General features: G+C 39.5%; 13 protein-coding genes. 9 read left to right on the forward strand and 4 right to left on the reverse strand.

From position 1 onward, the window contains the following. The first annotated feature begins 22 nt into the window (after window positions 1-22). Together ACY650_RS04905 and ACY650_RS04910 are read left to right on the forward strand one after the other, a co-directional pair. Complete coding sequence (locus tag ACY650_RS04905; RefSeq protein ID WP_462252325.1) at window positions 23-241, forward strand: hypothetical protein; 219 nt, start codon at window positions 23-25, stop codon at window positions 239-241. 1 nt (window position 242) lies between these two features. Then, entirely contained in the window at window positions 243-470 is a 228-nt protein-coding gene (locus ACY650_RS04910) for a hypothetical protein (protein WP_462252327.1), read from the forward strand. Here ACY650_RS04910 and ACY650_RS04915 read toward each other — a convergent pair whose 3' ends face one another. Both ACY650_RS04915 and ACY650_RS04920 read right to left on the reverse strand, forming a co-directional pair. Then, complete coding sequence (locus tag ACY650_RS04915) at window positions 471-3,101, reverse strand: ABC transporter permease (protein ID WP_462252329.1); 2,631 nt, start codon at window positions 3,099-3,101, stop codon at window positions 471-473. Further along, window positions 3,098-3,406, reverse strand: a complete 309-nt coding sequence (locus ACY650_RS04920; RefSeq protein WP_462252331.1) for a PadR family transcriptional regulator — start codon at window positions 3,404-3,406, stop codon at window positions 3,098-3,100. Before ACY650_RS04920 ends, ACY650_RS04915 begins: the two co-directional genes overlap by 4 nt. Before the next feature lie 122 nt (window positions 3,407-3,528). On the opposite strand from ACY650_RS04920, the gene ACY650_RS04925 reads away from it, so the two are divergent. Both ACY650_RS04925 and ACY650_RS04930 read left to right on the forward strand, forming a co-directional pair. After that, window positions 3,529-5,793: a Tex family protein gene (locus ACY650_RS04925; protein WP_462252333.1), complete on the forward strand. Its 2,265-nt coding sequence runs from the start codon at window positions 3,529-3,531 to the stop codon at window positions 5,791-5,793. A gap of 161 nt (window positions 5,794-5,954) precedes the next feature. After that, window positions 5,955-6,371 (forward strand): hypothetical protein, encoded by a 417-nt coding sequence (locus ACY650_RS04930; protein WP_462252335.1) that lies wholly within the window; start codon window positions 5,955-5,957, stop codon window positions 6,369-6,371. Here ACY650_RS04930 and ACY650_RS04935 read toward each other — a convergent pair. Both ACY650_RS04935 and ACY650_RS04940 read right to left on the reverse strand, forming a co-directional pair. Continuing rightward, window positions 6,368-8,005, reverse strand: coding sequence for a hypothetical protein (locus tag ACY650_RS04935; RefSeq protein WP_462252337.1), 1,638 nt, complete (start codon window positions 8,003-8,005; stop codon window positions 6,368-6,370). The two genes, ACY650_RS04930 and ACY650_RS04935, sit on opposite strands and share 4 nt — an antisense overlap. A 42-nt stretch (window positions 8,006-8,047) precedes the next feature. Beyond that, complete coding sequence (locus ACY650_RS04940) at window positions 8,048-9,181, reverse strand: MBL fold metallo-hydrolase (protein ID WP_462252339.1); 1,134 nt, start codon at window positions 9,179-9,181, stop codon at window positions 8,048-8,050. A gap of 54 nt (window positions 9,182-9,235) precedes the next feature. Between ACY650_RS04940 and ACY650_RS04945 the strand changes: the two genes are divergently transcribed. From ACY650_RS04945 to ACY650_RS04965, 5 genes are all read left to right on the forward strand, one after another. Further along, window positions 9,236-9,763 carry a TetR/AcrR family transcriptional regulator gene (locus ACY650_RS04945; protein ID WP_462252341.1) on the forward strand — a complete coding sequence of 176 codons (528 nt, stop codon included), beginning with the start codon at window positions 9,236-9,238 and terminating at the stop codon, window positions 9,761-9,763. A 55-nt stretch (window positions 9,764-9,818) separates the two neighbouring features. After that, window positions 9,819-10,646, forward strand: coding sequence for an oxidoreductase (locus ACY650_RS04950; protein WP_462252343.1), 828 nt, complete (start codon window positions 9,819-9,821; stop codon window positions 10,644-10,646). A 77-nt stretch (window positions 10,647-10,723) separates the two neighbouring features. Continuing rightward, the gene (locus ACY650_RS04955; protein ID WP_462252345.1) at window positions 10,724-11,392 is read left to right on the forward strand and encodes a Rossmann-fold NAD(P)-binding domain-containing protein; all 669 of its coding nucleotides are present in this window, start codon (window positions 10,724-10,726) and stop codon (window positions 11,390-11,392) included. Between the two features lie 57 nt (window positions 11,393-11,449). Continuing rightward, the gene (locus ACY650_RS04960) at window positions 11,450-12,115 is read left to right on the forward strand and encodes a hypothetical protein (RefSeq protein ID WP_462252347.1); all 666 of its coding nucleotides are present in this window, start codon (window positions 11,450-11,452) and stop codon (window positions 12,113-12,115) included. 19 nt (window positions 12,116-12,134) lie between these two features. Then, window positions 12,135-12,611, forward strand: coding sequence for a (2Fe-2S)-binding protein (locus ACY650_RS04965; RefSeq protein ID WP_462252349.1), 477 nt, complete (start codon window positions 12,135-12,137; stop codon window positions 12,609-12,611). Window position 12,612: the final 1 nt, after the last annotated feature.

Raw genomic sequence — 12,612 nt, forward strand, 5'->3', positions numbered from 1 at the left:
TGTATGAAAATTTAAGACAAATATGTCAAAACTTGATGTAAATACGAGTGACCTTGTAGAATCTGATTTCAGAAAAATCAGAAACTTACTCCTAAAAAAATATGGGACAGAGTATACCTTAGATTACATCCGAAAAGTCTGTAAGGGCCACCGAAATAACTCAGACATCAAGGAAATGTCTATCCAATATGCGCGATTGCTTCAGGAAATGAAATCCAAAATTGAACAATTATCAAAATAGAATGGGCCCATTAGACCAATTTGAATCCGACCAAAAAATACTGAGAGAGCTAAAAGACCTTTTTGAGTTTGCGCCGCCAACCAAAATTCGTCGCGACCTGGAAGACCTCTTCTTCACACATATTACCTCTGAAGATCCTTCTTTGCCCAATGAAAAAGAATTGATAAAGAGCATTTACTACCTCATCAATTTTCTAAATGTTGTGGAGGAACAAAAAAGATTTAAATAGTCATTCGTTCTTAATTGCATCCACAGGATTTGAGGATGCTGCGCGCCAAGTAGTATTACTAACTGTTATGGTGGCAACAATAAGAATGCCGAGGATTGCTAAAAAGTAGACCCATATCGGTTGATCAATTCGATAGGCAAAATCCCTCAACCATTGTTTCATCAGATAGTAAGTTATCGGAACGGCTATTAGGGAAGCTATTAGAAGCATTCTCACAAAGGTCGCATTGATAAGCTTAATTACCTGCCATGAAGTAGCACCAAGTACTTTGCGGAGACCTATCTCCTTATTTTTTCGCTCTGTAGTAAATAGCACAAATCCAAAAAGGCCAAGACCGCCCAGCGTTATTGAAACCAGACTGAAAATGCTAAATAATTGCATTTCATTATCTTCTTTTTCGTACATGGCCATCGCTTGTTGATCAAGGTAATTGAAGAAGAATGGAATGCCTTCCCCGAATACGTTTGTCCAAGTTTCTTCTAAATGGGAGATGTTTTCCTGGAAATTATCTACAGATAGCCGAGCAGATATATAGTCCAATCGGTATCGATTTACATACATCACAAACGGTGAAATTTCATGATGCAAGGATCTAAAATGAAAATCCTTTACAATACCAATGATCTTACCAGTTCTATTCAAAGTTCCATCAGTCATTGATTTGCCGATCACCTCATTTGGAGAAAGACCTAATGTCTTGACAGCACTTTCATTGAGAACAAAAGCTGATGAATCCGACTGAATATTTCGATCAAACCCTCGCCCTGCAACAATCTCTAAATCAAAGGTTTTTAAATAATCTTGTTCTACGGTGTATCGCTCCCAAAGCTGATCTTCAGCGATACCTTCAATAGCAAAATTGGTGATGTAGGTATAATCCGTTAGCATTTCATGAGATGCTGCCGTTATTCCCTTTATCCCAGCAAATGAGGCAAGTTCGTTTCTAAAAGTATTGATCTTAGGAATGATCGCTTCATCGCTATGAATTGGCATATTTACAATAACAGAATGATCGAATCCAAGCTTCTTTTCCCTGAGGTATTGGAGCTGTAAAAACACAACACAGGTACTTATAATGAGTGCCGTCGTTATCACAAATTGTGTGGTTACTAGCACGTTTCTAATTCCTCCACCCTTTAAATCAGTGGTGTTTTTCATGAGTTGAATAGATCGAATACTGCTGATGAAAAACGCCGGGTAAACACCGGAAAGAAGTATTACAACAGTCAAAATGAAAACAAATGGAATATAGAACTCAGCAATAAGCAAATCATTCAAGTCATAACTATGCCCAGTTAAATTGCCGAGCCTGGATAAGCACAGGTAGACCATTAGAAATGCAAACACCCCTGCTACCGAGACGAATCCTGCTGTCTCAAAAAAAGTTTGCTGTGCAATATTTCTTCGATAGCTACCCAACACCTTTCGCACACCCACCTCTTTGGTTCTTTGCCCAGCTTGAGCAGTTATCATATTGGTAAAGTTGAAACAACCAAGACATAAGATGATAATCCCAATCGTTGCCAGCATTACTAAGGTTTCAACATCATTATGTGCACTCCACTCTCCAATTTCCATTGCTTCTCCCAAATGAATATCAGATAAAGGTTGAATGGTTGCAATCCAATTAGAGCTAGATTCCGGATTGAAGTAGGTATTTGTTGCCTCCTGTACGAGTGCTTGCGCTTCCTCCATTCTATCCGGCTTCACAACGAGATACGCACTGACAAACATATTCGTCCAGCTGTTCAAATGATTTGAATTCCACATTGCTCTACTGCACGTCTCTAAGTTGGAAACAAGGTCAAACTGGAAGCTTGTATTTGATGAAAAATCCTTGAAAACACCCACTACTTCCAACTTGGTCACCTCGGCTGATCCAAATATTAACGTATGTCCGATTGGATCTTTCTCTCCGAAGTACTTTTTAGATAGACTTTCACTGATAACTACCGTATTTGGTCTATCAAGAATCCCCTCCCTATTTCCTATTGTAAATGTAAGATCGAACAACTCAAAGAAGTTAGGATCTGCCCAAGCGAATCTCGGTTCATTGAATGAGCGGTTGGAAAATTCTACCGTAACAGGTGACGCTCTCCGATATTTAAATATACGAACGCCGTCTTCTATTGCTTCGGCATTTTCTTTCAAATGAGGTGTCATGGCTAATGGTGCATAAGCATATGTTCTACCAGATGTTTCACTCACATGATTGATTCGATATAATTGATTCACCTTAGAATACATCGTATCAAAGCTCGTTTCCTTCTGGATATACAAGTAGATAAGACTTGCGCATGCAATCCCCAGAACCAAACTAGCAAGTGAAATAAGCGTGTACACTTTATACTTTTTTGCATTTCTAAATAATACCAAGGCGTATTGCTTTACCATGCTGATCCTGTCCATGAATGTTCGATTCATATATTTTTCCATTATTCCAATATTCCGAGAGTTGAAGGATTGAAGAACCTCCTTCCATAGTTTTCTTTTTGCCTTACGAGGATCCGTTTGATGTCTTTCTTGATAAGCCTCAATAAGATCTCCTTCTATTTCATCGATGAGCTCCTTCTTACAAAACCATCTCAGAAACTTAAGTGGAGAGTTGGGTGCTTTGCTTGAATCATTCATACTGACATCTTTGGGATAAGTGTCCAAAGTTCTTCACGCTGATTTCTCAACTCAGAAATCAATGAGTAGCCAGATGTGGTAATTTGATACAGGCGCTTTTTTCTACCTCCACGTTCTGCTGTAGGTGCTGATTCAAAAGACCTCAAAAATCCTTTCGTTTCTAATCGTTTTAAAACCGTATGAATTGCCGGGATTGAAATCTCTTGTTTCGTTCTAATTGTATACGCTCTTGCTATGGAAACAGCATAAGCTTCCTCTTTCATAGCTGCCGCAATTAGTATCACCATTTCTTCTAATGCACCCATTTATACATTTATTTAATTAATATTTGTATAAGTCATACGGAAGAAATAAATAATAGTTATCCACAACAGTATTTTTAATTCCATGTCTCTTCTATTTTTGACGTCAATTTTTTGATAAACAGATGAGACACGAAGAAAGAATTGCGCAGGAGTTGAACGTTAGTTCAAGACAAGTAGTAGCAACAGTAGGATTATTGGATGAGGGAGCAACCGTTCCATTTATATCCAGATATAGAAAAGAAGTGACCGGAAGCCTTGACGACCTGCAAGTGGCAGGTATTCGAGATCGTATACAGCAGCTAAGAGATCTGGATGCTCGAAGAGAAGCAATTCTAAAATCCATCAAGGAACAAGAAAAATTAACTCCAGAACTAGAGAAGAAGATCAATGAGGCAGAAACAATGACTGCCTTGGAAGATTTGTATCTTCCTTACAAACCAAAAAGAAAAACGAAAGCAAGTGTAGCCAAGGAAAAGGGTCTCGAACCTTTAGCTATTAAAGTTTTGGAACAAGGGAATTTCGATCCTCAGTCAGAAGCATCCCAATACATTGATTCGGAGAAGGGTGTTGAATCAATTGAAGACGCGCTCCAAGGCGCCAGAGACATCATTGCGGAGACCATCAATGAAAATGCAGAAACGCGTCAGAAAATTAGGGAGCTATTCATCAAAAAAGGAACGATCGCATCCAAAGTGCTGAAAAGCAAAGAAAAAGAGGCAGACGCTCAGAAATACAAGGATTATTTTGAATGGGATGAACCAATCGGAAAAATCCCATCGCACAGATTATTAGCGATTCGAAGGGGTGAAAAAGAAGGCTTTTTAGCTATGAATATTGCGCCTGAGGAAGAAGAAGCTTTAGACATCATTGAAAGACAATTTGTCAAAGGCAGTAGTGATGCAAGCTCGCATGTGCAAACAGCTGCAAAGGATTGCTACAAGAGACTCATGAGTGTGAGCATAGAGACTGAGGTTCGGATGGAAAGTAAAAAGAAAGCTGATGAAGAAGCCATTGTTGTTTTCGCTGAAAACTTAAAGCAGTTGCTAATGGCAGCACCTCTTGGTCAAAAAGCAGTCATGGCAATTGATCCAGGATTTAGAACTGGATGTAAAGTTGTATGCTTGGATAAGCAAGGCAAACTGCTTGAATTCACAGCTATTTATCCCAACGAACCACAAAAAGATCAAGTGCGTGCTGGTGAAACAGTAAAACACCTAGCAGAAAAACATAAAATTGAAGCAATAGCTATTGGAAACGGCACAGCGAGTAGAGAAACGGAATCATTTGTAAAAAAGCTTGGACTTCCTTCGAGTATCATTATCGCCATGATTAATGAGAGCGGAGCTTCCATCTATTCAGCATCAGAGGCTGCCAGGGATGAATTTCCAAATGAAGATGTTACGGTGAGAGGATCAGTGTCTATTGGGAGAAGGATGATGGATCCACTCGCAGAGTTGGTAAAAATTGATGCCAAATCAATCGGTGTAGGACAATACCAGCATGATGTTGATCAGAATGCACTCAAGAAGTCGTTAGATGATGTGGTGATGGCGTGCGTAAATAATGTAGGTGTTGAATTAAACACTGCAAGTAAGCAGCTTCTTACTTACGTTTCAGGACTAGGTCCTCAGATAGCTGACAATATTGTTAAATACAGAAATGAAAATGGGCCATTTGCTTCGAGGGAAGCACTGAAGCAAGTGCCAAGACTTGGTGATAAAGCTTTTGAACAAGCTGCAGGCTTTCTAAGAATAGCTGGTGCAGATAATCCACTAGACAAAAGTGCTGTACACCCCGAACGCTATCAGACCGTAGAACAAATGGCAAAAGATGCGCATGCCTCAGTTCGAGACCTGATGACCAAAGCGGAGTTAAGAAAACAAATTGACTTGAAAACGTACGTTAGTGACGAGGTAGGACTTCCGACACTAAAAGACATCATGGACGAACTGGATCGTCCAGGAAGAGATCCACGTGATCAATTTGAAGTCGTTCAATTCCAAGATGGTGTAAATGAGATCACAGACTTGAAAGAAGGAATGAAACTGCCAGGTGTGATAACAAACATTACCAAGTTTGGAGCATTTGTAGATGTCGGTGTACATCAAGATGGACTGGTACATATTAGCCACCTTTCAAACTCTTTTGTTTCAGATCCTACGCAAGTAGTAAAGCTTGGACAAAAGGTGAATGTGAAGGTTTTGGAGGTTGATGTTCCTCGAAAACGCATCTCTTTGTCTATGAAAAGTGATGCTCCTCAGGTGAAGAGAAGTGAGAAAAAAGCAAGGCCTAAAAAGCAACAAGAATATCGACCAAAAGAGGAAAAAATACCTGATGGTGATCTTCAAGCAAAGCTCGCTATGCTGAAGGGAAAATTTGGTCAATAATTGGTATGAATTAAATCCCGTATCTTTGTTTTGAATGAATGGAGGCATGACAGGTTAAAATCCGTCATGTGGGGTGTTCCAATTATCAAAGATGATTCTTCATTTCATGTAAATGAAACTTAAACCGACTGACCATGCCTTCTTATCCAACAAATAACAAATTGTACATTCTACTGTGGAATAAGTACAAACCGGTACTTATTAAACTAATGAGAGATGCTGCAAACGGCCCTCAGGAGTACCAATTTATTTCACATGAATTCAGAGATCTTAATCCTAAAGAACGTGGTGGACATGCATTCAAACTTGAAGCATATAAGCGTAGAGCGCAGAACGACATCAAAATGACGGTAGTTGCTCAAGATCTTATGGAAATCCTACTGAAATCAAACACTGCTTACGAACTTATGGAAGAAGCAATGTATGAGTTCACAATGAACAAAGAGTTCAAGTTAACAGTAACTCGTCATGAAGTAGAGGCTCCTGAAGAAAATACTGAAGACGTACAAGCAGAAGCAGTACTTCCAGAAACTGAAGTAGCAAGTGAAGTAACTGAAAAAGAGGAAGAGAACGCTTAATTAAGCATTTCTTCTTTTGCCAATGAAATTGGGATGTTTCCAATTGCATTGAGCGTATCAAAGAATTCAAGCAGAACAAATGGTTTGTTCTGCTTTTCTTTTTTATGGGCATAGCCCATCATCGTATCTTCCAATAAGTATTTGCCTGTTATATAGCTTGTGCCATATCCCGGTTGTCTTAAGTAAAGATGTTGTTCGAAAATCAAAAGTTCTTTCTCGGTCTTCATCCACCCTCGAGGTGTATACTCAGAATGTATCTTACCGGCTTCTTCCATTGTCATCTCATTCGCATGTGCATAAAGCGATCCTAACCCTCTTGCGGCTCGCTGAGCAATCATGATATAAACGATCTCGCGAACCCTTGGATTATCATCATACAAGCCAGCATCCATGAACATTTCTTCTACAGCCGTTGCTGTGCCTTCATTTCTACTATCAAAAATGTTATATAGTAACGGGCCCTTCCGAATAGGACTTGCATTTGGTTCTGTATCCATTCTTGCCAGTTCAAACCAATGATAAAAATGAGAAAACAGTGGACGCGGGTCGTGATGTGCTGTAATCCAAAAGAAATTCCGAGTTTCCTGAGGCACAAACTGCCCAAGATGTTCTCTTAATGCCGGCTCGAAATAGTCCTTTACAGTAACAATCTCCTGCTGATCCAAAAAATTAATCAAGCTTGTAGCAGATTCATCAGCAAGTTGATCATATGCATCGGAAGATGCTACTGCTTCAATCTGAGGCAAGTTCCTGTTTCTATGCTCTTCCAATTTCAATGCAGACCAAGCCCGTGCTAGTTCTCTTTTGAGTATCATCACCTCATCTTCCCAAGTCAATGGTACTAAATGCACGTTTTGTAAATACCAGGAATAGTTTTCTTTACCGATGCCAGAAGGTCCATCCTTACTTTTCACCCGATCTTCCAGCCAACTTACCAATTCATCTGTTGAGTTTCGTGCCTCTTCAATAGCATTGATAAGCTCGTGATCACCTGCTAATTCTGGCATATTTTTCAATGTCTCGAGCACCTCACTTTGAAGCTCGATGGTCCGAATTCCAGTAATCCAAAGATCACGAGCATTTCCAGTCAGGTTTGATTTTGCTTGTTCGTTTAAAGGCTGAATGACTGACAAATCCTTAATCAGGTTAGCTCTAGACTCCTCATCCAGCGGAAAATCATAGGTCCACAATTCTGTGGTTGCATGATGTGTTGGACCTTCATGGGCCGGCACATCACTTCTATACGTCCAAACGGATTTGTAGTACGCTGGATCCCTTTCCCATGGCTTTAGAATGCGTTGATTGAAATCATAACCATTCATTTCCGCTTGAACAATTTTCCAATCTATTTGCTCAGACACAGACCAACTAGTTGTATCCATGGCTAGCAATTGAGATTGTAATGATTCAAACGTTGGCTGACGAGATTCGAAAGTAGCTTTCGTATAGTCTGGAGCTCCATTAAGTAATGGAGGATTTTCAAACTCCCTCCAGTTTCCAAAAAGATCAACTAAATCATCATATGTAGCTTCGATCTTTGCTATTTCATTTGAAGACTTGGTATCTTCATTGATTGGTGAGCAAGCTCCGAACGCTATTAAGCTAGAAATGAAGGTAAGAATGGTATTTTTCATGGCCAGGTATAGGATTTATATCCTAAAGTTAGCACATGATACCTACTTATATTCTTGCCACCACGGATCTAAACTGCTACTATCTGATAGTGAAATCATTTGACCAACCTGAGGTGTGAACAATGATATTTTTTCCTCATCCGCCTTTTTTGAAAGTCGCTGAACGGACTCCTTCCATGGATGCAAGCTCAAATCAAATTTCCCCCAATGAATCGGCATTAACAACTTCCCTTTAACATCAAGGTGTGCTTGAGCAGTTTGTTCTGGAAACATGTGAATTTCGCTCCAACCTTCATTATAGGCACCGCATTCCATAAACGTAAGATCGAAAGGTCCGTACTTATCTCCTATTTCTTTAAAGCCTGGAAAATAACCGCTATCTCCACTGAAGTACAATCGCTTGTTAGGTCCAATCACAGCCCAAGAACCCCACAAAGTATTGAAACGATCACCAAACCCACGACCTGAAAAATGACGTGTCGGAGTGAGGACTAACTTTAAACCATTCAGTTCTACTTCATCCCACCAGTTCAACTCAGTGATGTTATCCTCAGGAACCTTCCATCTTTCAAAGTGAGCGCCTACTCCAAGAGGAATGTAGAATTGATCTACTTTACCAATCAGAGCTTTGATCGTAGGATAGTCTAAATGATCATAGTGATCGTGTGATAATATAACTGCATCAATCTTTGGTAAATCATCTACACTGATGTGCCTTGAATAGTCAAATCGTTCTGGTCCCATGAAAGAAAACATAGATGCCCTTGTTCCTTCCAACACTGGGTCGGCAAGAATTGTCACGCCATTTATTCTCATCAAGATTGTAGAATGACCAAACCAAGCGAAAGCAATGCTATCGTCTGGAACTTCCGAAAATGTCTTAGCGTCGAATGGCTGAACTTGAATTGTTTCTTGTGGATTTTTAAATGTCTTATCAGCAAATAAGTAATGGGATAATGTCTTCTTCAACGTCTCCCACGTCATTTCCATTTTAGTGTCAACAGTATTCTGAAATTTCCCATCAATGAAATTTGGTGCCCTTTCCATACGTTCCAATCGTTCACCTGTAGCCTTACCACCAATTTGAGGAGCAGTTTTAAAGAAGATTATTACTGATATTACAATAAGAAGGATTAATGCGACAACTATTAACATGATTCGCTTGAATATTTTCATAATAATTTGCAATTTAGAAAAAATATCTAAATTTGTAAGTGATTACTCACTTTTATGACTGAAAAGCAGGAAAAAATATTAAATGCAGCGCTAACACTTTTTGCTGAAGAGGGATTTAAGAGTACTTCTACAAGCAAAGTAGCAAAACGTGCTGAAGTTTCTGAAGGGTTAATATTTCGACATTTCGGCAATAAAGACGGATTGCTTGAAGCAATTATTCAAATGGGTGAAGATCAGGCCAAATTACTTTTTGCTGACATTTTAATGGAGACAGATCCAAAAAATGTATTGAGGAAATTCATTGAAATAGGCCTAAATACAAGCAAAGACAAAGAGGCGATTAACTTCTGGAAGCTACAATTCAAAATAAAATGGGAATTGGAAATCTATGGTGAACATAAAATTGAAGCGCTAGAGCAAGCATTAATCAAAGCATTTCAAACATTGAGGTACCTCCAACCAGAAAAAGAAGCAAACCTTCTATTGACATTGATGGATGGCATAGCTACACGGATGATGTTGCAAAAGAGCTTTGACCTTGAGGGGACGATCGAATTTTTAAAACAGAAATACAAACTTTGAATTTTTTTATTCGTATAATGAGTGATTACTTACTTATTTTAAATTTGAAAGAAAGATGAATAACAAAAAAGTAATACTAATCACAGGGGCTTCTTCAGGAATCGGAAAGTCCACTGCTTTAAAACTGATAAATGAAGGCCACACCGTATATGGTGCTGCGCGACGAATTGAGCAGATGCAAGACATCGTAGACAGCGGGGGATATTCTATCAAAATGGATATTCTGAACGAAGATCAAGTTAATTCAGCTGTGAACTTCATATTAGATAAAGAAGGAAGAATAGATGTTCTTGTTAACAACGCTGGCTACGCGGTTTATGGCTCTGTAGAAGATATCACAGTAGATGAGGCTCGACGACAATTTGAGGTCAACCTATTTGGTCTCGCCTCTATTACTAAACAAGTAATCCCTCATATGAGATCTGCCAAAAGTGGTAGGATAATTAACATTTCTTCAGTTGGCGGAAAGATTTTCACACCACTTGGCTCATGGTATCATGCAACCAAGCATGCACTGGAAGGTTGGTCAGACTGCTTAAGAATGGAAGTAGAACAATTTGGGATAAATGTGGTGATCGTTGAACCAGGGGCAATTAAGACAGAATTTATGGATGTGATGAATCAACCTATGCTAGATCGTTCAGCAGATGGTCCATATGAATCAATGGCAAAGGCATTGGATAAAGCCGGGAAAGAAGCTTACACCAAGAAGGGAAGGCATTCCGGACCTGAAGTGATTGCTACCACCATTGCTCAGGCAATAGCTGCAAAAAAACCAAAAACAAGATATGTAAGTGGTGCAATGGCCAGTACGCTAATTTTCATGAGAAAATGGCTAAGTGATAGAGGTTTTCAAAAAATATTAATGAGTCAATTAAAATGAAGATACTATCCAGTAGTGGTAGTAGGTGATTAGTGTTTAGGCAGCTCTTCGGAGCTGTCTTTTTAACAAAAAAAGAAATGAAAGTAATAATAACAGGAGCTTCAGGAATGGTTGGAAAAGGGGTGCTTTTAGAGTGTCTTGACCACCCTGATGTAGATCGTGTCCTTTCAATTGGACGATCTGAATTAGAAATGAATCATCCGAAATTGATTCAAGTTGTACACAAAGACTTTTCAGATTTTAGCTCAATAAAAGAAAATCTTAGAGGATATGACGCTTGCTTTCTATGCATGGGGGTAAGTGCTGCTGGTTTGTCAGAAGATCAATACACAAAGATGACCTTCGACTATACACTTGCTTTGGCAAGACCACTTTCAGAGTTAAACCCGGGAATGACATGTATTTATGTATCAGGGCAAGGAACGGATTCTTCCGAAAAAGGTCGATCCATGTGGGCAAGAGTCAAGGGTAAAACAGAAAATACGATTGCACAACTTGGATTTAGTCAATCATTCATGTTTAGACCAGGTGCAATTATCCCTCTTCGAGGAATTAAGTCTAGAACCAAATTGTATCAATTTGTTTATGACTACTTCATGTGGTTAGTCAAATTAGTCAAGCTCATCGCTCCCAATTCTGTGGTTAATACTACTCAAATAGGACTTGCTATGATCAACGTCTCCAAAAGCGGATATGATAATTTCATTATTGACCCGGTTGATATTTTGGTCTTGGGTGAAAAATGACCACTAATAAACAAACCGGCTTTGAGTAGCCACTGAGATTTAGTAAATTATTTGAACGTGAAGTTGGCAGCAGGGAGAATTACCATTCAAACTGAAACCATGAAACCTAACAAACTATTCATTCCATTCGCGGCCATCATCTTTTTAGGAAGTGCCGTTTTTGCATCAAACCTACTCAAAACTCCATCGGAAGTAATTCCAATAATAAAAGAGGATATTAAGGTGGTTGATCTGTCCTCGGATGAAGCATTTCATAAAATGATGGATGTACTTACGCACCAAAGGTGTGTCAATTGCCATCCGAATGATAACATACCAAAGCAAGGAGAAGATCGTCACCCGCATCGCTTCGGGATTACTCGCTCCAACAGCGCTGGAATGGCCGCAACCAATTGTAACACCTGTCATCAAGACTCCAATAACAATAACTCAGGAGTACCAGGAGCACCCGAATGGTCTTTAGCTCCGCCAGAAATGCAATGGGAAGGATTAGATCGATATGAAATTGCAGCGTCTATGAAAGATCGATCCAAAAATGGAAACCGATCGCTAGAAGATCTCATGCATCACCTAACCGAACATGAATTGGTACTTTGGGCATGGGAGCCCGGAGTTGATGCCGAAGGAAATCCAAGAGAATTGCCGCCAGTATCAAAAGAAGAATATATCGCTGCAGTAAAAGAATGGATAGAGGCCGGAGCAAAAATTCCAGCAAAAAATTAATCACCTAAACCAAGTAGACATGAAAGTTACATTTACAATAAACGGAGAATCTAAGACTGTCGAAACCGATGGTGACAACCCATTGCTATGGGTAATAAGAGATACACTCGATCTTAAAGGAACAAAATTCGGATGTGGGAAGGCTGCATGTGGTGCATGCACAATACATGTCGATGGTGAAGCAGTGAGGTCTTGCTCCTTTGCAGCGAAATATGCTGAAGGGAAAAATATCACAACTATAGAAGGGCTTGGAAATAAAGACAACCCTCATCCTGTTCAACAGGCATGGATAGAAGAGATTGTACCTCAATGCGGCTATTGTCAGCCTGGCTTTATGATGGCTACAGCAGCTATGCTTAGCAAGAATCCCAATCCCACTGATGAAGACATTGACAAAAAAATCATCAATGTATGTCGATGCGGCACCTATTACCGCATGCGAAAAGCCATTAAAAAGGCTGCTGAATTAACTACCAACTCACCAATAAACTCCTGAT

It is taken from the genome of Ekhidna sp. (genome assembly GCF_963691765.1).
Lineage (GTDB): Bacteria > Bacteroidota > Bacteroidia > Cytophagales > Cyclobacteriaceae > Ekhidna.